Source organism: Pseudomonas ceruminis (assembly GCF_021602025.1).
In the GTDB taxonomy this organism is placed as follows: Bacteria; Pseudomonadota; Gammaproteobacteria; order Pseudomonadales; family Pseudomonadaceae; genus Aquipseudomonas; species Aquipseudomonas ceruminis.
The window spans coordinates 19,469-41,489 of sequence record NZ_BQHW01000019.1; the positions used below are offsets into that span (position 1 = coordinate 19,469).

Annotated in this window: 21 protein-coding genes; 8 read left to right on the top strand and 13 right to left on the bottom strand. The window is 62.3% G+C overall.

Going from position 1 to position 22,021, the window contains the following annotated elements; genetic code table 11:
• Positions 1-9 precede the first annotated feature (9 nt).
• Positions 10-1,413: an aminoacyl-tRNA deacylase and HDOD domain-containing protein gene (locus tag L6D80_RS20370; protein WP_054901296.1), complete on the top strand. Its 1,404-nt coding sequence runs from the start codon at positions 10-12 to the stop codon at positions 1,411-1,413.
• Positions 1,414-1,515: 102 nt separating this feature from the next.
• Here L6D80_RS20370 and L6D80_RS20375 read toward each other — a convergent pair whose 3' ends face one another.
• The 4 genes from L6D80_RS20375 to L6D80_RS20390 form a co-directional block, all read right to left on the bottom strand.
• The gene (locus tag L6D80_RS20375; RefSeq protein WP_176515839.1) at positions 1,516-1,893 is read right to left on the bottom strand and encodes a helicase; all 378 of its coding nucleotides are present in this window, start codon (positions 1,891-1,893) and stop codon (positions 1,516-1,518) included.
• Positions 1,894-2,042: 149 nt separating this feature from the next.
• On the bottom strand, positions 2,043-2,342 hold the full coding sequence (locus L6D80_RS20380; RefSeq protein WP_054901294.1) for an HU family DNA-binding protein: 300 nt from the start codon (positions 2,340-2,342) through the stop codon (positions 2,043-2,045).
• A gap of 188 nt (positions 2,343-2,530) precedes the next feature.
• Complete coding sequence (locus L6D80_RS20385) at positions 2,531-3,676, bottom strand: NAD(P)/FAD-dependent oxidoreductase (RefSeq protein ID WP_054901293.1); 1,146 nt, start codon at positions 3,674-3,676, stop codon at positions 2,531-2,533.
• Positions 3,677-3,710: 34 nt separating this feature from the next.
• Entirely contained in the window at positions 3,711-3,878 is a 168-nt protein-coding gene (locus L6D80_RS20390; protein WP_054901292.1) for a rubredoxin, read from the bottom strand.
• A 131-nt stretch (positions 3,879-4,009) separates the two neighbouring features.
• On the opposite strand from L6D80_RS20390, the gene L6D80_RS20395 reads away from it, so the two are divergent.
• Complete coding sequence (locus L6D80_RS20395) at positions 4,010-4,567, top strand: chorismate--pyruvate lyase family protein (RefSeq protein WP_176515837.1); 558 nt, start codon at positions 4,010-4,012, stop codon at positions 4,565-4,567.
• A complete protein-coding gene (gene ubiA, locus L6D80_RS20400; protein ID WP_054901290.1) occupies positions 4,567-5,457 on the top strand; it encodes a 4-hydroxybenzoate octaprenyltransferase in 891 nt (296 codons plus the stop codon). The genes L6D80_RS20395 and ubiA overlap by 1 nt, the downstream gene beginning before the upstream one ends.
• Before the next feature lie 84 nt (positions 5,458-5,541).
• Here ubiA and L6D80_RS20405 read toward each other — a convergent pair whose 3' ends face one another.
• Positions 5,542-5,910, bottom strand: coding sequence for a COG4315 family predicted lipoprotein (locus L6D80_RS20405; protein WP_054901289.1), 369 nt, complete (start codon positions 5,908-5,910; stop codon positions 5,542-5,544).
• A gap of 173 nt (positions 5,911-6,083) precedes the next feature.
• Between L6D80_RS20405 and phoB the strand changes: the two genes are divergently transcribed.
• The 3 genes from phoB (at position 6,084) to L6D80_RS20420 (ending at position 9,700) form a co-directional block, all read left to right on the top strand.
• The gene (gene phoB / locus L6D80_RS20410; protein ID WP_003253341.1) at positions 6,084-6,773 is read left to right on the top strand and encodes a phosphate regulon transcriptional regulator PhoB; all 690 of its coding nucleotides are present in this window, start codon (positions 6,084-6,086) and stop codon (positions 6,771-6,773) included.
• Positions 6,774-6,910: 137 nt separating this feature from the next.
• A complete protein-coding gene (gene phoR, locus L6D80_RS20415) occupies positions 6,911-8,218 on the top strand; it encodes a phosphate regulon sensor histidine kinase PhoR (protein WP_054901288.1) in 1,308 nt (435 codons plus the stop codon).
• Positions 8,219-8,359: 141 nt separating this feature from the next.
• Positions 8,360-9,700 carry a hemolysin family protein gene (locus L6D80_RS20420; protein WP_054901287.1) on the top strand — a complete coding sequence of 447 codons (1,341 nt, stop codon included), beginning with the start codon at positions 8,360-8,362 and terminating at the stop codon, positions 9,698-9,700.
• Between the two features lie 110 nt (positions 9,701-9,810).
• Here the strand turns inward: L6D80_RS20420 and L6D80_RS20425 are convergent, their stop codons facing one another.
• The 8 genes from L6D80_RS20425 to L6D80_RS20460 form a co-directional block, all read right to left on the bottom strand.
• Entirely contained in the window at positions 9,811-10,713 is a 903-nt protein-coding gene (locus tag L6D80_RS20425; protein WP_176515835.1) for a M23 family metallopeptidase, read from the bottom strand.
• Positions 10,714-10,845: 132 nt separating this feature from the next.
• Complete coding sequence (locus L6D80_RS20430) at positions 10,846-11,748, bottom strand: response regulator (protein ID WP_176515833.1); 903 nt, start codon at positions 11,746-11,748, stop codon at positions 10,846-10,848.
• Between the two features lie 165 nt (positions 11,749-11,913).
• Entirely contained in the window at positions 11,914-12,684 is a 771-nt protein-coding gene (gene phoU, locus L6D80_RS20435; protein ID WP_054901284.1) for a phosphate signaling complex protein PhoU, read from the bottom strand.
• A gap of 78 nt (positions 12,685-12,762) precedes the next feature.
• On the bottom strand, positions 12,763-13,596 hold the full coding sequence (gene pstB / locus L6D80_RS20440; protein WP_054901283.1) for a phosphate ABC transporter ATP-binding protein PstB: 834 nt from the start codon (positions 13,594-13,596) through the stop codon (positions 12,763-12,765).
• Positions 13,597-13,699: 103 nt separating this feature from the next.
• Entirely contained in the window at positions 13,700-15,370 is a 1,671-nt protein-coding gene (gene pstA, locus L6D80_RS20445; protein ID WP_054901282.1) for a phosphate ABC transporter permease PstA, read from the bottom strand.
• Positions 15,371-15,387: 17 nt separating this feature from the next.
• On the bottom strand, positions 15,388-17,676 hold the full coding sequence (locus tag L6D80_RS20450; protein ID WP_054901281.1) for an ABC transporter permease subunit: 2,289 nt from the start codon (positions 17,674-17,676) through the stop codon (positions 15,388-15,390).
• A gap of 139 nt (positions 17,677-17,815) precedes the next feature.
• Positions 17,816-18,814, bottom strand: a complete 999-nt coding sequence (locus tag L6D80_RS20455; protein ID WP_054901280.1) for a phosphate ABC transporter substrate-binding protein PstS — start codon at positions 18,812-18,814, stop codon at positions 17,816-17,818.
• Between the two features lie 190 nt (positions 18,815-19,004).
• Positions 19,005-20,294, bottom strand: coding sequence for an MFS transporter (locus L6D80_RS20460; protein ID WP_176515831.1), 1,290 nt, complete (start codon positions 20,292-20,294; stop codon positions 19,005-19,007).
• A 358-nt stretch (positions 20,295-20,652) separates the two neighbouring features.
• Between L6D80_RS20460 and L6D80_RS20465 the strand changes: the two genes are divergently transcribed.
• Complete coding sequence (locus L6D80_RS20465) at positions 20,653-21,051, top strand: acyl-CoA thioesterase (protein WP_012274860.1); 399 nt, start codon at positions 20,653-20,655, stop codon at positions 21,049-21,051.
• Positions 21,052-21,122: 71 nt separating this feature from the next.
• On the top strand, positions 21,123-22,019 hold the full coding sequence (locus L6D80_RS20470) for a D-hexose-6-phosphate mutarotase (RefSeq protein WP_176515829.1): 897 nt from the start codon (positions 21,123-21,125) through the stop codon (positions 22,017-22,019).
• Positions 22,020-22,021: the final 2 nt, after the last annotated feature.

Consider the following 22,021-nt stretch of genomic DNA (forward strand, 5'->3'; position numbering starts at 1 on the left):
AAACGGACCATGACCGAAGTTGCCCTGGACACCGCAACCCCACATGCACCGTCTGTCATTCGGCTGTTGCTCGAAAAACTGGGCGTGGCCTATCGCGAGGTGCCAGAGCACCCGCACCTGTCAGCCGCCTCACGCGTGCAGGCGATCCTGCTCGACGACGAGATCGGCGCATTGATGGTGCTGTTCCCGCAGAGCAAGCTACTCGACCTCAGCCGCCTGGAAGAGTTGACGGGTCGCAAGCTCAAGGCCGTACCGGTGAACCGCCTCAAGCAGATGCTCGACAAGCACCAGCTCAAGGCCTTGCCGGCGATCCCGGCCCTGACCAGCTCACCGTGCCTGTACGAGAGCGATTTGCTCAACGCCGAGCACCTGCTGATCCAGTCGGGCGAGGCTGGCCTGTTGCTGGACATCAAGCGTGACGACTTCAAGGGCATGCTGAGCAAGGCCAGCGCTGGCAACTTCGGCCAACCGGTGGGGGACATCCGCCCTAACCTAGACCGGCCGCTTGACGATTCCAGGGAGATCAGCCAAGCCGTTCAGGCCTTTACCGCCCGACGCATCCAGAAGCGCCTGGAAGAAACCATCGAGATACCGCCGCTGGCCGATACCGCGCAGAAGATCATCAAGCTGCGGGTCGACCCCAACGCCAGCATCGACGATATCACTGGCGTGGTCGAAACCGACCCGGCACTGGCCGCCCAGGTGGTCAGCTGGGCCGCATCGCCCTACTACGCCTCGCCTGGCAAGATCCGTTCGGTGGAAGATGCCATCGTGCGCGTGCTGGGTTTTGATCTGGTGATCAACCTGGCGTTGGGCTTGGCCCTGGGCAAAACCCTGAGCCTGCCCAAGGATCAACCGCAACAGGCAACGCCCTACTGGCAGCAGTCGATCTACACCGCTGCCATCATCGAAGGCCTGACCCGGGCCATGCCGCGCGCAGAGCGCCCGGAAGCCGGCCTGACCTACCTGGCCGGGTTGCTGCATAATTTTGGGTACCTGTTGCTGGCGCACGTGTTCCCGCCACACTTCTCGCTGATCTGCCGTCATCTGGAGGTCAACCCGCACCTGTCCCACACCTATGTGGAGCAGCATCTGCTGGGGATCAGCCGCGAACAGATCGGTGCCTGGCTGATGAAGTTGTGGGACATGCCAGACGAACTCTCGACCGCGCTGCGCTTCCAGCACGACCCTTCGTACGATGGCGAATACTCGGCGTACCCCAACCTGGTGTGCCTGGCGACCCGCTTGCTGCGCTCGCGCGGGATCGGGTCGGGACCTGAGGAAGCGATACCTGACGAGTTGCTGGAGCGTTTGGGGGTTACGCGGGACAAGGCCGAGGACGTGGTGAACAAAGTGCTTGAGGCTGAGAGCCTGTTGCGCGAGCTGGCTTCGCAGTTCCACGCACCGCATTGATACCCGTGGGGCCGCCTTGCGGCCCTGTCGCCCGCAAGCCCCACAGCCACAGCGGCGCTTCTTTGAAGACACGCAATGGGCTGCACAGCAGCCCCCGCATTTTCAGCCTTTCTTCTTTTTCGGTTTCAGGTATTTCATCAAGCCCTGGAACCACATCACCAGCGCCGGGTTGCCCTTGATCTGGATGCTCTTGTCCTGAATGCCCTGCATGAACGCCAACTGCTTGTTGCTGGCTTGCATCGTGGCGAAGCCATAGGCAGCATCCTTGAAGGCAATGGCAAAGGCCGGTTGCGGGTGGCTGCCACCCTTGCTGCTGATGCGTTCGCCGCTGACGATGAAGTGCCTTGCAACCTTGCCGTCCAGCGTCTGCATCTGGAACACCAGGTCCTTGTCCTTGAGTTGCTGCTGGAACGCCGGATTGGTGCGGCTGGCACTGGCCATCAGCAGACCCATGGCCCAGAGAAGAAAGCGAAACTTCATCGACGCGCCTCGAATGAAATATGACTAAGGCGCGCAGTTTATCCTTTTCCTGAACTACTTATGCAAGTTCGTTGCGCAACGCCTTCAGAAAGCACAACGGGCGCCCGTAGGCGCCCGCTTGGACAGAGGCTGAGTGTGTCAGGCGCCGGTCACTTGCCTTTCTTGGTCGGCTTGGCTGGAACGTTGACGCTCTCTTTCAGGTTCTTGCCAGGTTTGAAGGCTACCGTATTGCTGGCCTTGATCTTCACCGGTTCACCGGTCTGGGGGTTTTTGCCAGTGCGGGCACCACGATGGCGTTTTTCAAAGGTGCCAAAACCAACCAAGGTGACGGTGTCCTTGTCCAGGGCACCCGTGATGCTGTCGAGAATCGCGTTCAGCACCTGATTGGCCTTTTCCTTGGTCAGATCAGCCTTTTCGGCGATGACGGCGGCGAGTTCTGGTTTACGCATAGTGAAGCCTCTTTGACGGGATTTCTTGTTGTTATTGCCGTGCTGCCATGAAAGCAGCGTTCAAGGCACCGCAGGCTCTAATCTGCGGCAGACGGAAGTGAGAATGGCACGCCCACCGAGGCCGCGCCAGTATCTGGGCGGCCATTGTGCGGGCAATAACAGGATAAATCCGACAGAACGCCTGCTATTTACGCCATCAAGGCAGGTAGCTGCCGATTCAGCGCGAGCTTTTCCATGACCGCGCTGCCCGTCAGGGCATAGCCCAGCAGCTGGCCGTCAGCGCCGTGGCAGAGCACCTTGAGGTCACTGCCCTGCCCTTCAACCTGCCAATTGCCGTCTTGCCCGAGCGGAGGTGGCGAAACCACCAACGGGCACGCCGGCGTTTTCACGGTGATCGGCATCGGCCCGTAGCTGACCTGGGTCGGGTTGCCTGCCAGGGTCTGGGCCAAAGCGCGCGCGCAGGCCATCAAGGGCATTACATACAACAGGTTGATGCCTTCGACCTCGGCACAATCGCCCAACGCGAAGATATTGCCATGGGAGGTACGCAGGTGCCGGTCCACCACCACGCCACGGTTGGTCTGCAGCCCAGCTGCAGCGGCCAGGTCGGTGCGGGGGCGCAGGCCAATGGCCGAGACAACCAGGTCACAGGCAATCACGCTGCCGTCGGACAAGTGTGCTTCAAGGCCTTCGTCGGCCTGCGCCAGCCGGGTCAGAACCGGCCCCAGATGGAAGCGCACGCCCAGGCCCTGCAGGCCCGCCTGCACGGCAGCAGCGGCGGCCGGGTGCAGCAGGGTTGGCATGACCTGTTCGCACGGCGCCACCACGTCGACCTGGAAACCGCCCAGGCTCATGTCGTTGGCGAACTCACAACCGATCAGGCCAGCCCCCAGGATCAATACACGTTGCTTGCCAGCAGCTGCGGCACGAAAACGCGCGTAATCTTCCAGATCGTTGATCGGGAACACACGGTCGGCGCCATCCCCTTCCAGCGGCACTTGCACTGTCTGCGCGCCCCAGGCCAGCACCAGGTCGCGATAGCACACAGCCTCTTCACCGATCCACAGGCGCTTGTGACCTGGGTCGATGCCGCTGATACGCGTGTGGGTACGGATCTCGGCCTTGAGTTGCTCGGCCATCGCGCCCGGCTCGGCCATACACAGGCCATCGGCGTCCTTGTGCTTGGCAAAGCCGGTGGACAGCATCGGCTTGGAATAGGAACGTCCGTCATCGGCGGTAATCAGCAACAGCGGCGTATCCGCGTCGAGCTTGCGAAATTCGCGGGCCAGGTTGTAGCCGGCAAGGCCGGTACCGATGATTACCACAGGGGACATGTGCTGCGTTCCTCTCATTCGAACAGTGTTGAAATCAGCCGATGGCGATCATTTCGAAGTCACTCTTGCCCACACCGCAGTCGGGGCACAGCCAGTCCTCGGGCACATCCTCCCAGCGTGTGCCAGGCAGGATACCGTCGTCCGGCCAGCCTTCGGCTTCGTCATAGATCAGGCCACAGACAATACATTGCCACTTCTTCATCGGTTCTGGTTCCTCGGTACAGACTCAGGCTTTATTGTGCGGGCTGAATGCCCTTTCGCGGGCATTATGCAAGCAGTCGGGGCAATCATGCTAAGCTCGCCGCCTCTTTGGCTGTAACAAAGCATACCGACGTGTCGTACGAATCCCCGCAAGCAGCCGCTCTCGCGTGGCTGCCGTATTCACTGCTGGCGAACGATATCGGCCAGCCTACTCTCGACTGGCTGTTCGACGAAGGCTCCCTGACTCGTCGCCTTACTCGTCTTTCCAACGATCATTTCAGTGTGACACCCCTGTTCGAGGGCTGGCAGCCGCTGCGCGATGACGAATGCCGGGCGCTGGGCATCGCGCCGGGCGCCGAGGGCTGGGTGCGTGAGGTGTACCTGCGCGGCCATGGCCAGCCGTGGGTATTTGCCCGCAGCGTTGCCAGCCGCAGCGCCCTGGAGCGGGGCGGCCTGGACCTGGAAACCCTGGGCAGCCGGTCGCTGGGCGAATTGCTGTTCTGCGACCAGGCGTTCATCCGCCATCCGATCGAGGTGTGCGCTTATCCACAGGCCTGGTTGCCTCGCGAAGCCGCGGACGCGGGTTTATGGGGGCGGCGTTCACGCTTTGAGCGCGACGGCCTCGACCTGCTGGTGGCCGAAGTGTTCCTGCCGGCACTATGGCAAGCGGCCAAGGAGGACAACCGCTGATGTACCTGCAACTGCTCAAGTCGCTCAACCGTGTGCACCCGCGCGCCTGGGACTTTGTTCAGCTAAGCCGCATGGACAGGCCAATCGGTATCTACCTGCTGCTGTGGCCGACCCTGTCGGCGGTATGGATCGCCGGACAAGGCTCGCCCACCCTGGCCAATGTGCTGATCTTCGGCCTCGGCGTGGTGCTGATGCGAGCTGCCGGGTGCTGTATCAACGACTTCGCTGATCGCAAGGTCGATGGCCACGTCAAACGCACCGCCGACCGCCCGCTGGCCAGCGGCCGTGTCAAACCGCGTGAGGCCCTGGCGCTGTTCGCCATCCTGGTGGGGGTGAGTTTCCTGCTGGTGCTGTGCACCAACAGCCGTACGGTCTGGCTGTCGTTTGGCGCAGTGGCTTTGGCGTTCTGCTACCCGTTCATGAAGCGGTACACCTACTACCCACAGGTGGTGCTGGGAGCGGCGTATTCCTGGGGCATCCCCATGGCCTTCACCGCTGCGGGCGGCGAGTTGCCGGCCAGTGCCTGGCTGCTGTACATCGCCAACCTGCTGTGGACGGTGGGCTACGACACCTACTACGCGATGGTCGATCGTGACGACGACCTGAAGATCGGCGTGAAATCGACCGCAATCCTGTTCGGCGAGGCCGACCGGGCGATCATCCTGACCCTGCAGATGCTGTCGCTGGGCTGCTTGCTGCTGGCGGGCAGCCGCTTTGATCTCGGCGGCTGGTTCCACCTGGGCCTGCTGGGTGCGGCGCTGTGCTTTGCCTGGGAATTCTGGTCCACACGCAAACTGGACCGGGATGCGTGCTTCAAGGCATTTCTGCACAACCACTGGGCGGGGTTGTTGATCTTCATGGGTGTGGTGCTGGATTACGCACTGCGTTGAACCCTTTGGGGCTGCTTCGTAGCTTTCTCCCGACAGGCCGCGCCTGCAGGCAACTGCGGTGCCGTTGCAGGAGCGGCCTGGAGCTCAAGGCTTGGCGACGTGCCAGACATCCTTCATGCCGTCACCGGTCATATCACCGGCCTTCTTGTCCTTGACGAAGGTGTACAGCGGCTTGCCGTCATATGCCCACTGCATGGAGCCGTCATCGCGCTTGATCTGAGTCCACTTGCCTTCGGCCTTTTCGCCTTTCTCGGCTTTGAGCGGCGGCCAGTTCTTCGCACAATCGCCATTGCACATCGACTTGCCGCCGGCGTCCTTGTCGAAGGTGTACAGCGTCATGCCGGCGTGGTCGACCCACATGCCGTCCTTCTCCATGGCGTGGTTGGCGGACGCCACCCCCGGGAGCGCAAGTGCAGCGAATAGGGCCATCCAGCTCAGCGTATGTCGTGTCATTGGAATCACCATTGATCGGGGTGGATTGCGGTCTGTTTACCGCAGGGAGCGGCTCTTTGAAGCCTAGTTCAGTCATGCAATGTCGCCAGAACGGCCAACACCCTGTCACACAGCTGCAATAATTCCGTTATCTAATGCGGGCCAGACACGATTTTTCGGGAGAGGTTTTGAGCATGGTTGGCAGGAACATTCTGATCGTCGACGACGAAGCGCCTATTCGCGAGATGATCGCCGTTGCATTGGAAATGGCCGGCTATGACTGCCTGGAGGCAGAAAATTCCCAGCAGGCCCACGCCATCATCGTCGACCGCAAGCCTGACCTGATTCTGCTCGACTGGATGCTGCCCGGCACCTCCGGGATCGAACTTGCCCGCCGCCTCAAGCGCGACGAGCTGACCGGGGACATCCCGATCATCATGCTCACCGCCAAAGGTGAAGAGGACAACAAGATCCAGGGCCTGGAGGTCGGCGCCGACGACTACATCACCAAGCCGTTCTCGCCACGCGAGCTGGTTGCCCGCCTGAAAGCCGTGCTGCGTCGCACCGGCCCAAGCGACAGCGAAGCGCCGATCGAAGTTGGCGGCCTGCTGCTCGACCCGATCAGCCACCGCGTGACCATCGACGGCAAACCGGCCGAAATGGGCCCTACCGAGTACCGTTTGCTGCAGTTCTTCATGACCCACCAGGAGCGCGCCTACACCCGTGGCCAGTTGCTCGACCAGGTCTGGGGCGGCAACGTCTACGTCGAAGAGCGCACCGTCGACGTGCACATCCGTCGCCTGCGCAAGGCACTGGGTGAAGCGTACGAAAATCTGGTACAAACCGTCCGGGGCACGGGTTACCGCTTCTCGACCAAAAGCTAGTTGCGAGCTTCCAGCCTAAAGCTGCACGTCAACGCGTGCAGCGCCCGGGCTCGAAAATGGACTATCAGCATCACCGATCCGCTTCTTCATGCAGCGTGTGGCTTGCAGCATGCGGCTGGATCCGAAGGATCTGTCAATTGAACCAGAACTGGCACGCGACCCTGATTCGCCACCTGCTGCTGCTGATCACCGTCTGCCTGATCGGCGGCCTGGTCAGCGGTTATTACGGCTGGAGCCTTGCCATCGGCCTGGCGCTGTACCTGGGGTGGACACTCAAGCAACTGCTGCGCCTGCATGACTGGCTGCGCAACCACCAGCCCGACGAAGCACCACCCGACGGCTACGGTCTGTGGGGTGAGGTGTTCGACAGCATCTATCACCTGCAGCGCCGTGACCAGCGTGTGCGCGGTCGCCTGCAGGCGGTGATCGACCGGGTGCAGGAGTCCACTGCCGCCCTGCGTGATGCGGTCATCATGCTCGACAGCGATGGCAACCTGGAATGGTGGAACCGCGCCGCGGAAACCCTGCTCGGTTTCAAGACCCCTCAGGATGGGGGGCAGCCGGTGACCAACCTGGTGCGTCACCCCCGCTTCAAGGAGTACTTCGAGTCGGAGAACTACGCCGAACCGTTGGAAATCCCGTCCCCGATCAACGACCGTCTGCGCGTCCAGCTGCACCTCACCCGCTACGGCAACAATGAGCACCTGATGCTGGTGCGCGACGTCACCCGTATCCATCAGCTGGAACAGATGCGCAAAGACTTCGTGGCCAACGTCTCGCACGAGCTGCGCACGCCGCTGACAGTGATCACCGGTTACCTGGAAACCTTGCTCGATAACGTCGAAGACGTGAACCCGCGCTGGGCCCGGGCGTTGCAGCAGATGAGCCAGCAAGGTTCGCGCATGCAGACCCTGCTCAACGACCTGCTGCTGCTGGCCAAGCTGGAAGCCACCGACTACCCATCGGACAACCAGCCAGTGGCGGTCGACACGTTGCTGGGCGCCATCAAGAACGATGCCCAGGCGCTGTCCGGGCCACGTAACCAGCGCATTACCCTGGAGGCCGCGCCAGGCCTGCGCCTGAAGGGCAGCGAATCGGAGCTGCGCAGCGCCTTTTCCAACCTGGTGTTCAACGCGGTCAAGTACACCCAGGACGAAGGCAACATCCGTATCCGCTGGTGGGCCGACGAACAGGGCGCGCACCTGTCGGTGCAGGATTCGGGGGTCGGCATCGATGCCAAGCACCTGCCGCGCCTGACTGAACGCTTCTACCGCGTCGATTCCAGCCGTGCCTCCAACACCGGCGGCACCGGGCTCGGCCTGGCGATCGTCAAGCACGTACTGATGCGCCACCGCGGGCGCCTGGAGATCAGCAGCGTGCCGGGGCATGGCAGTACCTTCACCTGCCACTTCAGCCCGGCACAGTTGGCCAGCGACAAAGGCTGAAAGGGCGCTGCCATGCAGCGCAATTAAGACCGCTACCCTTTGCTTTTACGGCTTCAACCGCTACATTGGAGCCCCTGTGCCAGCAAAAGCTGGCACTTTGTTTTCTACCTTTTCTAAGACGGACCCCGTAAAAACTCCATCATGGACCCTTCCCCTGGTATCAGCCTCACCTCGCTTTTCGCCGATTTCGGCATGATCCTCTTTGCCTTGTTCCTGGTGCTGCTCAACGGCTTCTTCGTTGCCGCCGAGTTCGCCATGGTCAAGCTGCGCTCCACGCGCGTCGAGTCCATCGCCGAGCTGCACGGCTGGCGCGGCAGCATTCTGCGCAAGGTACACAACCAGTTGGACGCCTACCTGTCTGCCTGCCAGCTGGGCATCACCCTCGCCTCCCTGGGCCTGGGCTGGGTCGGTGAACCTGCGTTCGCCCACCTGCTCGAACCGCTGCTGGCGTATCTGGGTGTGGACACCCCTGAGCTGATCAAGGCGGTTTCGTTCTTCGTCGCCTTCTTCGTGATCTCCTACCTGCACATCGTGGTCGGCGAGCTGGCGCCCAAATCCTGGGCAATCCGCAAGCCTGAGCTGCTGTCGCTGTGGACCGCCGTGCCGCTGTACCTGTTCTACTGGCTGATGTACCCGGCCATCTACCTGCTCAATGCCAGCGCCAACACCATCCTACGCATTGCCGGCCAGGGCGAACCCGGCCCGCACCACGAACACCACTACAGCCGTGAAGAGCTCAAGCTGATCCTGCACTCCAGCCGTGGCCAGGACCCAAGCGACCAAGGCATGCGCGTGCTGGCTTCGGCCGTGGAGATGGGCGAACTGGAAGTGGTCGACTGGGCCAACTCCCGTGAAGACATGGTCAGCATCGATGCCCATGCGCCGCTCAAGGAGATCCTGGCACTGGTACGCCGGCACAAGTTCAGCCGCTATCCGCTGTACGATGCCGAGCGCGAAGCGTTCACCGGCCTGTTGCACATCAAGGACCTGCTGCTGGAACTGGCCGAACTGGAACACCTGCCCGAAACCGTCGACCTCGAAGACCTCGCTCGCCCGCTGGAGCGCGTGTCGCGGCATATGCCCCTGGCGCAGCTGCTGGAGCAGTTCCGCAAGGGCGGTGCGCACTTTGTGCTGGTGGAGGAAGCCGACGGCAAGGTCATTGGCTACCTGACCATGGAAGACGTGCTGGAAGTGCTGGTTGGCGACATTCAGGACGAACACCGCAAGACCGAGCGCGGCATCCTCGCCTACCAGCCAGGCAAGCTGCTGGTGCGTGGCGACACGCCGCTGTTCAAGGTCGAGCGCCTGCTGGGTATCGACCTTGATCACATCGAAGCCGAAACCCTCGCCGGGTTGATCTACGAAACGCTCAAGCGCGTGCCTGAAGAAGAGGAAGTGCTGGAAGTAGAAGGCTTGCGCATCATCATCAAGAAGATGAAAGGGCCGAAGATCGTGCTGGCCAAGGTGCTCAAGCTCGATTGATCCGTCGGGGCCGCTAGGCGGCCCCTCGGGTGCCTCTGTTCAGCGCACAGGTTTGCCAGTAGAGGTGCTGCCGGGAAACACCTGCCTCATTCGCGATGGCAGGCCTTGTGTCACGGATTACCCGCCGTGAAGTCCGGCAGCCCACCGATAGGCCGGTCGAACTGGAAGGGTATTGATTCCAGGGCCAGCCCAACGTTGCGCTGCACCACGAAATGCAGGTGCGGGCCCGTGCTGTTGCCGGTATTACCCGATTTGGCCAGCGCCTGCCCCAACGCCACCTGCTGCCCCTCGGCCACCACCACCGAACCGCGCATCAGGTGCAGGTAGACACCCATGGTGCCGTCCGGGTGCAGAATGCGCACGAAGTTGCCTGAGGGATTGGTACCTCGCCCGCTCTGGCTGTTCTCGACTTTCACCACCATTCCACCACGCGCCGCGATGATCGGTGTGCCTTCTGGCATGGCGATGTCCATGGCGTAGCGGCCTTTGGGGCCGAAATGGCTGAAACGGCCGTTTGGCCCCTGGGTCAGGCGAAACGGCCCGCCTTTCCACGGAAAGGGGTAACGGTAGGCCTGCGAACGCTGGCCGGGGTCGCCCATGGCGTAATGGAAGTTGCTGGCGTACTTGAGTGGCCCTCCGGGGGCCGCCAGTACCGCGCTGAGCACTTTGGTCGAACGCGGGCCGACCACCGCCCGTACAAGCCGGGGGCCATTGCCACCGAAGGCATTGGCCAGCTGGTCGATACGCAGTTCCACCTGCATCGGCACGTACAGTTCGTTACGCACCAGGAAACGCACTCCACCAGGGAACGTCTCCGTCTGCAGGCGCACCTGCCCCTCCAGCCGCTCGAACATCGGCTCGCGCAGCTCGAAGGCCCTGGCGCCAGGGCCGGGGTGCTCGGAGTAGGACGCCACGCCGAAATTGTCGGTGGTCTTGTAGAGGGTCATGCCCAAGCTCGACGCCGAGGCCGAAAGCAAGGCACAGAACAACAGCAAGCGGGCGGCGGCGGGCATGATAGTGGCTTTTTGACAGTTGCGATCTGTCGAAGCCTAGCAGCGGGATCCAAGCGCGGTATGACAGTTGGTCGGAAGAGCACCGAGCATACCGTCCGGGAGCGGGCTCGAACCCGCTCCACAGCTGGCGGACTAGGCGCCGGGGGTGAAGTGTTTCTGCGCCGTGCCGTGGGCAATCAGCCGTGACAGGTAGTCAAGCTTCTGTGCATCCTGATCGACGAACTTGAAGGTCAACTGCAACCAATCGCTTTCTGGCTTCGGCTCCAGGGCTGCAACGGCATGCAGGTAACCGTTCAGGCGGGCCACCTCGGCGCTCTCGCCTTGCTCCAGGTCCAGCACCGCGCCTTCCAGTACCTGCGGCAGTGCGGCACTGCGGCGCACCACCAGCAGCGCCTCCTTGAGGCTCAGGGCCTTGATCACACACGGCTGGATACCGCTGGACAGGCGCAACTGGCCCTGGCCACGGCCGGACTGCGCCGCCGCGGCTGCGGTCTGCGGTTTCGGGGCATTGATCAAAGGCTTGGCCGGGGCAGCCGTAGCGGGCGTTGCCGCCTTGGCCGCTTCGGCCTTGTTGCCGGTAAGCGCGCTCAGCGAGTCATTGGCAAACGCCGAATTCAACCGCGCCGGCCCATTGCTCACCAGGCTGTCCAGCTTGCCGATCTTGGTCAGGGCCTTCTTCACCTTGGTCAGCAGCTGTTCATTGGTGAACGGCTTGCCAACGAAGTCGGAGACCCCGGCCTGGATGGCCTGGATCACGTTCTCCTTGTCCCCACGGCTGGTCACCATGATGAACTGCAGATGCTTCGTCTGCGGTTGCTGGCGGCACCAGGTCAGCAGTTCCAAGCCAGACATCTCGGGCATTTCCCAGTCGCACAGGACCAGGTCGAACGATTCCTTGGCCAGCATGGCCATGGCCTTGCGGCCGTTGACTGCGTCATCGATGACCATGCCTGGGAAGGCATTACGCAGGCACTTCCTTACCAGGTCACGGATGAACGGGGCATCATCTACAACCAGCACATTCACTTTACTCATCGATACTCCTCTTGAATCCCGACTAGCCTACCGCGCAATGGTGGCCACTTGCCAATCTCTGAGCCACGCCGGGACTTCTTTGCATCGTTCGCGGGTGCCTGCTGGCTGCTCTTGCACAAACGAAAACGCCCGGCCAAGGCCGGGCGTTGATGCTCGGGAGCAGTCTTATTTATCGTCCGGTTCAGCCGGAACATTAGCGATTTCACCCTCATCGCCAGCAGTGCCCTGGACTTCCGCCTTCATGCGCTTGAGGCCCAGGTGGCGCACATCGGTGCCGCGAACCAGGTAGATCACCAGTTCCGAGATGTTGCGCGCGTGGTCACCAATACGCTCCAGCGAACGCAGGGCCCAGATGACGCTCAGCACCCGCGAGATCGAACGCGGGTCTTCCATCATGTAGGTCACCAGCTCACGCAGGGCAGTCTTGTACTCACGGTCGATGGTCTTGTCGTACTGGGCCACCGACAGCGCCAGGTCCGCGTCGAAACGGGCGAACGCGTCGAGCGCGTCACGCACCATGTTGCGCACCTGGTCGCCAATGTGGCGAACCTCGACGTAACCACGCGGCGACTCGCCTTCTTCGCACAGTTGAATGGCGCGGCGGGCAATCTTGGTCGACTCGTCGCCAATGCGTTCCAGGTCGATCACCGACTTGGAGATGCTGATGATCAGGCGCAGGTCGGAGGCCGCCGGCTGACGACGGGCGAGGATGCGCACGCATTCCTCGTCGATGTTGCGCTCCATCTGGTTGATCTGCTCATCGACCTCGCGCACCTGCTGGGCCAGACCCGAGTCGGCCTCGATCAGCGCGGTGACCGCGTCGTTGACCTGCTTCTCGACCAGGCCGCCCATGGCCAGGAGGTGGCTGCGCACCTCTTCGAGCTCGGCGTTGAACTGCTGGGAAATGTGGTGCGTAAGGCTTTCTTTGTTGATCATCGTTTCGCTCCGCGAAGAAGCTGCAAGCTTCAAGTAGTTCGTGTCGTTCCCTGTGGGAGCGGGCAAACCCGCTTCTCACTAGCCGTAGCGACCGGTGATGTAGTCTTCGGTCTGCTTCTTCGCCGGGTTGGTGAACAGGGTGTCGGTGTCACCGAATTCGACCAGTTTGCCCATGTACATGAACGCGGTGTAGTCCGAAACCCGGGCGGCCTGCTGCATGTTGTGGGTCACGATGACGATGGTGTACTTGGATTTCAGCTCGTAGATCAGCTCTTCGACTTTCAACGTCGAGATCGGGTCCAGTGCCGAGCACGGTTCGTCGAGCAGCAGTACCTCAGGCTCGACGGCGATGGTACGGGCGATCACCAGACGCTGCTGCTGGCCGCCGGACAGGCCGAGTGCCGAGTCGTGCAGGCGATCCTTGACCTCGTCCCACAGGGCGGCGCCCTTGAGTGCCCACTCCACGGCCTCGTCGAGCACGCGCTTCTTGTTGATGCCCTGGATGCGCAGGCCGTAGACCACGTTTTCGTAGATGGTCTTGGGGAACGGGTTAGGCTTCTGGAACACCATGCCTACGCGGCGGCGCAGCTCGGCAACGTCTTCGCCTTTGCGGTAGATGTTGTTGCCGTACAGGTTGATGGCGCCTTCTACGCGGCAACCGTCCACCAGGTCGTTCATGCGGTTGAAGGTGCGCAGCAGGGTCGACTTGCCGCAGCCCGACGGGCCGATGAAGGCAGTGACGCGCTGCTTGGGGATATTCATGCTGACGTCGAACAGCGCTTGTTTGTCGCCGTAGAACAGGCTCAGGCCCGGCACTTCGATGGCCACGGTTTCTTCGGCCAGGCGCAGGCTCTGCTTGTCGCGGCCCAGGGCGGCCATGTCGATGCCGTGGGTGTGGGATTCTTGCTGCATGGTCTCACTCCGTTTGTAGCTGCAAGCTTGAAGCTGCTAGCTGCAAGTTAGGGCAAAGCGGCAATGCTCTTGGGGCTTGCCGCTTGTGGCTTAAAAGCTTCAATCAGCTGTCGAGGGCCTTGTACTTCTCGCGCAGGTGGTTACGGATCCACACCGCCGAGAGGTTGAGGGTGGCGATCACCAGCACCAGCAACAACGCAGTGGCGTATACCAGCGGCCGCGCGGCCTCGACGTTGGGGCTCTGGAAGCCGACATCGTAGATGTGGAAGCCCAGGTGCATGATCTTCTGGTCCAGGTGCAGGTACGGGTAGTTGCCGTCCAGCGGCAGCGACGGCGCCAGCTTCACGACACCCACCAGCATCAGCGGCGCCACTTCACCGGCGGCGCGTGCCACGGCGAGGATCATGCCGGTCATCATGGCCGGGCTGGCCATCGGCAGCACGATCTTCCACAGGGTTTCGGCCTTGGTCGCGCCCAGCGCCAGCGAGCCTTCACGCACGGTACGCGGAATGCGCGCCAGGCCTTCCTCGGTGGCCACGATCACCACCGGCACGGCCAGCAGCGCAAGGGTCAGCGACGCCCACAACAGGCCTGGCGTACCCAGGGTCGGTGCAGGCAGCGCTTCGGGGAAGAACAGGCGGTCGATCGAGCCACCCAGCACGTAAACGAAGAAGCCCAGGCCAAATACGCCATAGACGATTGCCGGCACGCCCGCCAGGTTGTTCACCGCAATGCGGATCAACCGGGTCACCGGGCCTTGCTTGGCGTATTCACGCAGGTAGACAGCCGCCAGTACACCGAACGGGGTAACGATCACTGCCATGATCAGCGTCATCATTACCGTACCGAAGATCGCCGGGAAAATACCGCCCTCGGTGTTCGCCTCACGCGGGTCGTCGCTGAGGAACTCCCAGACCTTGGCGAAGTAGGTGCCCATCTTGGTGAAGCCGGACATGCCGTTGGGCTGGATGGCGTGCACCACCTTGCTCAGGTTGATCTCGACCTCACGGCCATTGCCGTCGCGAGCGACAAGGCTGTCACGGGCAAAGGCCTGGTGCAGGCCGCTGAGGCGGTCTTCGATGGCCTTGTAACGGCTGTTCAGCTCGGCGCGCTCGGCGTCCATGTCGGCCTGGGCCGCGGCGTCCAGCTTGCCGGCCAGCTCCAGCTTGCGGCTATGCAGGCGCAGGCGCTCCAGGCCATGGTTGATGGCGCCGATGTCTTTCTTCTCCAGCTGCTGCAACTCGCTGTTGAGCTGATTGGCGCGCTTGAGACGTGCCTGGAGTTCATTCCAGGCGGCAGGGCCTTGGGCAACCACGCGGCCTTCTTCCTTGACGCTGACCAGGTAGCCGTAGAAGTTGCCCCATTCGCGGCGTTCCAGGGCCATCAGGTCGGCCGGGCGCTGCTCGTCGACCAACCAGTCGCCGACCACCCAGGTGAAGTCGCTGCCGTTAAGGTCGCGGTTACCCACCTTGATCAGCTCGCGGGTCATGAACTCCGGGCCTTCGTCCGGTACCGGCAGGCCGGCACCCTTGAGGCGGGCACGGGGCACTTCTTCTTTCTGCACCACCTCACCGATGATGATGTGGTCCGCCTGGCCCGGCACCTTGTAGGTGGCCTGGACCAGGTCGGCCGGCCAGAAGTGGCCGAGGCCACGCACGGCGATCACAGCCAGCAGGCCGACGGTCATGATCACCGCCATGGCGACCGCGCCACCGCTGATCCAGACGCCGGGGGCGCCGCTCTTGAACCAGCCTTTGAGGGAATCCTTTTTCACGGATCTCTACCTTTCTATCAAAGCGACGAGTATTTCTTGCGCAGACGCTGGCGAATCAGCTCGGCCAAGGTGTTCATGATGAAGGTGAACATCAGCAGCACGAGGGCAGCCAGGAACAGCACACGGTAGTGGCTGCCGCCGACTTCCGACTCGGGCATCTCCACCGCCACGTTGGCGGCCAGGGTGCGCATGCCTTCGAACAGGTTCATCTCCATCACCGGGGTGTTGCCGGTGGCCATGAGCACGATCATGGTCTCGCCCACCGCACGGCCCATGCCGATCATCAGCGCCGAGAAGATACCCGGGCTGGCGGTGAGGATGACCACACGGGTCAGGGTCTGCCAAGGCGTGGCACCCAGCGCCAGGGAGCCCAGGGTCAGGCTGCGCGGCACGCTGAACACGGCGTCTTCGGCAATCGAGTAGATGTTCGGGATGACCGCGAAGCCCATGGCGATACCCACCACCAGGGCGTTGCGCTGGTCATAGGTGATACCCAGGTCGTTGGTGATCCACAGGCGCATGTCGCCGCCGAAGAACCAGGTCTCAAGGTAGGGGCTCATGGTCAGGGCGAACCAGCCGGTGAACAGGATGACCGGGATCAGGATCGCAGCCTCCCAACCGTCCGGCACACGCAGGCGGACCGACTCCGGCAACCGGCTCCAAATGAAGCCCGCCAGCAGAATGCCGAACGGCATCAGCACGAACAGGCTGAACACACCCGGCAGGTGCCCTTCCAGGTATGGCGCCAGGAACAGGCCGGCGAAGAAGCCCAGGATCACCGTCGGCATCGCTTCCATCAGCTCGATCACCGGCTTGACCTTGCGGCGCATGCCAGGGGCCATGAAGTAGGCGGTGTAGATGGCGGCGGCAATGGCCAGCGGTGCTGCCAGGATCATCGCGTAGAACGCGGCCTTGAGGGTACCGAAGGTCAGTGGCGAAAGGCTCAGCTTAGGCTCGAAGTCGGTGTTCGAAGCCGTCGACTGCCAGACGTACTTGGGCTCGTCGTAGTTCTCGTACCAGACCTTGCCCCACAGCGCACTGAAGGACACTTCCGGGTGCGGGTTTTTCAGGCTCAGCGGCAGCAGCTTGCCGCCCTCTTCGATGAAGATGCGGTTGGCGCGTGGCGACAGGGCCAGGATGCCAGGGCCCTGGGCAGCAGGCTCGACCAGCAGGGTACGGTGCGCGGTGCTGTGGAACACGCCCAGCTTGCCGTCGCTGTCCAGGGCGATGAAGCCCTTGCGGCGTTCTTCGGCATCGATCTGCACGATCGGCGCTTTGCCCATCTGGAAGGTACGGATCTGCTTGAAGCGCGATTCGCCATCCGGATCGCGGGCCATGAACCACTGGGCCAGGCCGCCCTTGGAGTCACCGATGATCAGCGAGATGCCACCGACCAGCTGTGCGGTGGCGGTGACTTCGGTATCACCACTGTCGGACAGCTTGTAGCGGCCATTGAGGGTCTTGTCGCGCAGGCTGAAGACGTCGGCGGTGGCGCGGCCGTTGATCACGTACAACCACTGCTGACGCGGGTCGATGAAGATGTTCTTCACCGCTTCGGTCATTTGCGGCAGGGCGATACGGTTCTGCTCGGTGGTGACCTCGTCGGTCATCATGTTTTCGGTGCGGGTCAACTCGACGACCTGCAGGTGCGCGCCGGTGGAGCCGGCCAGCAACAGGGTGTCGCCATTGACGTTGACGCTCACATGCTCCAGCGCACGGCCCTGGTCATCGAGCACGAAGGGCTCCTGGCCATACGGGTAGTCGATGCCGGGGGTGATGGTCTTCTTGTTGTCCGGGTAGGTGATCTTGTAGGTGTGGTGGAACACCAGCGCCTTGCCATTGGACAAGCCCAGCACAATCAGCGGGCTGCCCGGCTGGTCGGTGCTGATCGAACTTACCTGGGTGCCGGCCGGCAACGGCAAGTCGACGCGATTGAGTTCGTTACCGGTCTTGGTATCGAAGAACAGTGCCTGACCCTTGTCCGAAACGCGCATGCCCACCAGGTTCTGCTCTTCAAGGGCAATCAGCAGTGGCTTGCCGGCATCCTGCTGCAGCCAGGTCGGCTCCAGGGCCTTCCTGCTGGTCAGTTCGGCGCCCTGGAACAACGGCAGCACCACATAGGCCAGGTAGAAGAAGATCAGGGTGATGGCTGCCAATACGGCAAGCCCGCCCACCAGTACATACCAGCGGGTCAGGCGGTCCTTGAGGGCGCGCATGCGGCGCTTGCGTTGCAACTCGGGCGTATTGAAATCAATCCGCACGGGAGGGGAATTTTGGGTCATTGTGGAGTTGGCCAGATCATTCATGCGCACACCCTAGCGGTCCCGTATGACAAAAACATGACAGTGCGTTGACGCAAAAAAGCCCGCCGCTCAGGAGCCCTGGCTTCGGACTGGGAAGTCGGGGAAGAGGCCGGGCATCGGCACCGGCCTCTTCCTCAGTTACTTACTTCTTTGCAACGTTACCGGCGTGGGACAGGCCCAGGTCAGCCAGGGTCTTGTCGACCACTTTGGCCGGCAGTGGGATGTAACCATCCTTCACCACGACCTGCTGGCCAGCCTGCGACAGGACCAGCTTGACGAACTCGGCTTCCAGCGGGGCCAGAGGCTTGTTCGGTGCCTTGTTGACGTAGACGTAGAGGAAGCGCGACAGCGGGTACGAACCGTTCAGAGCGTTGGTTTCGTTGTCCTCGATGAACTCGCCGCCTTCTTTCTTGGCCAGGGCTACGGTCTTGACGCTTGCGGTCTTGTAACCGATGCCCGAGTAGCCGATGCCGTTCAGCGAGGAGCTGATCGACTGCACGACCGAAGCCGAGCCAGGTTGTTCGTTGACGTTGGCCTTGAAGTCGCCTTTGCACAGGGCTTCTTCCTTGAAGTAGCCGTAGGTGCCCGATACCGAGTTACGGCCGAACAGCTGCACCGGCTTGTTGGCCAGGTCGCCGGTCACGCCCAGGTCGCCCCAGGTTTTGACGTCGGCTTTGCCACCGCACAGGCGGGTGGACGAGAAGATTGCATCGACCTGGGCCATGGTCAGGCCTTTGATCGGGTTGTCCTTGTGCACGAACACGGCCAGGGCGTCGACGGCGACCGGGATGGCAGTCGGCTTGTAGCCGTACTTCTGCTCGAACGCCTGCAGCTCGACGTCCTTCATCTTGCGGCTCATCGGGCCGAGGTTGGCGGTGCCTTCGGTCAGCGCGGGTGGCGCGGTGGAGGAACCGGCAGCCTGGATCTGGATGTTTACGTTCGGATATTCCTTCTTGTAGGCCTCAGCCCACAGGGTCATGAGGTTCGCGAGGGTGTCGGAACCGACGCTGGAGAGGTTGCCCGAAACACCGGTGGTCTTGGTGTAGGTCGGGATCGCAGGGTCGACGGCGGCTACCGCGTTGGCGGTTGCAACGCCAGCGGCGGCAAAGGTGAGGGCCGCCATCAAACGCTTCAGTTTCATGCCTTGCTCCTAGCAGGAATATTGGGGGTGTTGGATGGATCGGGCCCAAGTATCTGCAGGCCGCATGAACACGATATGACTCCAATGTGACAATTGGATGAAAGGCCATCACTGGGTGCTCAGGATGGCCTTTCAAAATGTTGCTGGCGCGGTAGGAGGCGTGCGCGAAAGGGCCGGCGCAGCCGGTTGATCAGCGTTTGTTGGCCAGCAGATAAACGCCCACGATCAGACCAACGGCGCACAACCCTGCGACGTAGTAGGCCGGCGCCATCGGGCTGACCTTCAGCAGCGCCGTGACCACCATCGGCGTCAAACCACCAAAGATGGCGTAAGCGACGTTGTAGGAGAACGACAGGCCACTGAACCGCACCACGGCCGGGAAGGCCTTGACCATTACATAGGGCACGGCACCGATCACGCCCACGCACAGCCCAGTGATGGCATACAGCGGGAACAGCAGCTGCGGGTGGGTCGGCAGGCTGTGGTAGAAGGTCCAGGACGACACCAGCAACAGCAGGCTACCGATCACGAACACGCGCCCGGCACCAAAGCGGTCAGCCAGGCTGCCAGCACCGATGCAGCCGAAGCTCAGCAGCACGATCGCCAGGCTGTTGGCCTTCAGCGAGTCGGTGGGGCTGATGTGGTAAATGCTTTGCAGCAGCGCAGGGGTCATGAGGATGACCACGACGATGCCCGCCGAGAGCATCCAGGTGAGCAGCATCGACAGAATGATCGGGCCGCGGTGATCGCGCAGCACCGCGCGCAGCGGCAATTCTTCAGCCAGCGCCTTGCGCTCCTGCATTTCGGCGAAGACCGGGGTTTCGTGCAGCCAGCGGCGCAGGTACACCGAGAACAGGCCGAACACACCCCCGAGCAGGAACGGGATACGCCAGGCGTAGTCGGCAACCTCTTCTACGCTGTACACGCTGTTGATCAGGGTCGCCACCAGCGAGCCGAGCAGAATGCCCGCCGTCAGGCCGGCGGTCAGGGTGCCACAGGCGTAGCCGGTGTTGCGCGCTGGCACATGTTCAGAGACGAACACCCAGGCCCCCGGCACTTCACCTCCGATTGCCGCCCCCTGGATCACCCGCATCAGCAGCAACAGGATAGGCGCCCACAGGCCGATCTGTGCATAGGTCGGCAGCAGGCCCATGATCAGCGTGGGCAGGGCCATCATGAAGATGCTCAGGGTGAACATCTTCTTGCGCCCCAGCAGGTCACCGAAATGCGCCATGACGATGCCGCCCAGCGGCCGTGCCAGGTAGCCAGCGGCAAAGATACCGAAGGTTTGCATCAGGCGTAGCCACTCGGGCATATCCGGCGGGAAGAACAGTTTGCCGACCACCGTGGCGAAAAACACGAAGATGATGAAGTCGTAGAACTCCAGGGCTCCGCCAAGGGCGGACAGTGAAAGGGTCTTGTAGTCACTGCGGGTCAGCGGCCGCGAGGGCTGCTCGATACTGCTCGGCACGGAGGTCATCGCTCATTCTTCTCTTGTAGGGCATGCAGGCCGCTTGGCACGCGGCTTCTGGATTGGGGACAGGCGAAGATAGCAAATTGCCGAGCCGTGCTGAAAGCGATACAAAATCCATACAGATATTCATGAATGCGCGGTCGTCGCTGGGCGTTTGGCTATATATACTGGCCGTTCGTAGGAAAAGGTTGCTCCCGACGTGGGATGTTGTGCGAAAACGCCGGTCTTTAAGTCAGACGGTTTCGCAGAGTTTCCCTATGGCCGTCCAGCGAAACGAAATTGGCGTAGTATGTTTCCAGCTGAATCGTTTACCCGGCCTTTGCGCCACACCAACGAAAGCGTCACGGGTCAGAGGCCCCACCGCATGATTGAGCTCGAACAAGAAGATCCTATCCCGCAAGGCGACCTGGCCTTGCAGATCACTGCATTGCCCCGCGAAACCAACGGTTTCGGCGACATCTTCGGCGGCTGGCTGGTCGCCCAGATGGACCTGGCCGGTACGGCCATGGCCAGCCGCGTCGCCGGTGGTCGCGTGGCCACGGTAGCCATCGACCGCATGGCCTTTCTGGTGCCGGTGGCCGTAGGCGCGCAACTGTCGTTCTACACCCAGACGCTGGAAATCGGCCGCAGCTCGATCCAGATGATGGTCGAGGTGTGGAGCGACGACCCGCTGTCCAGCGAATGGCGCAAGGTCACCGAAGCGGCGTTCGTCTTCGTCGCCATCGATGGCAGCGGCCGTACCCGCTCGGTGCCTCGTCGCTAAGCCACACGCACGGTAAACTCATTGCAGGCCGCCGGGTCGAAGGCCCACAGGCAAACAATGAGACGAGGGCAATGGCTACTTTCAAGGTCGAGACCGAGCTTCACGGCGAACTCAACTGCTGGCGCATCACCAGCGACCGTGCCGAACTACTGATTGCCCAGCAGGGTGCGCAGATCCTCAGCTACCAGCGTGTTGGCGAACCGCCACTGCTGTGGCTGAGCGACCAGGCCATCTTCACCAAGGGCAAGTCGGTGCGCGCGGGTGTGCCAGTGTGCTGGCCATGGTTTGGCAATCTGCAGCGTAACCCCGCAGCCGTCCAGGGCATGTACCGAGGCAAGCAGGCCCCCGCCCATGGGTTGGCCCGCACACGTGACTGGCAATTGCTGGGCATCGAGGAGGCCGGCAACACGCTGCGCATCGAGTTCGAGCTGCCAGAGGCCCAGGGCGAACTGCCAGACTGGCCGCATGACGTCGAACTGAAATTGTCGGCAGTGGTGGGTGACGCGCTTGAGCTGAGCCTGATAAGCCGCAACAGGGGCAACAGCCCGGTGACGATAAGCCAGGCCTTGCACAGTTACTTCGCCGTCAGCGATGTGCGCCAGGTGCGGGTCGAAGGCGTCGAAGGGCTGAATTACATCGAGACCTTGGCTGACTGGGAGCAGCGCCAACAGCAGGGCGCACTGACGTTCACCGCAGAGACGGATCGCATCTACCTGAACACGCCCGAACGGTTGAGCATCCTTGACCCGCACTGGAACCGGCGCATTACCCTGAGCAGCGGCGGTTCACGTTCGGCGGTGATCTGGAACCCATGGACCGACCGGGCCCGGGAGCTGCCCGACATGGCCGATGATGGCTGGCAGCGGATGCTGTGCATTGAAACGGCGAATGTCTGGAACGATGTGGTGGAGTTGCAGCCTGGGGCATGCAGCGTGCTCACGGTCAGCATTGGCAGTGGCGTGATCTGAAA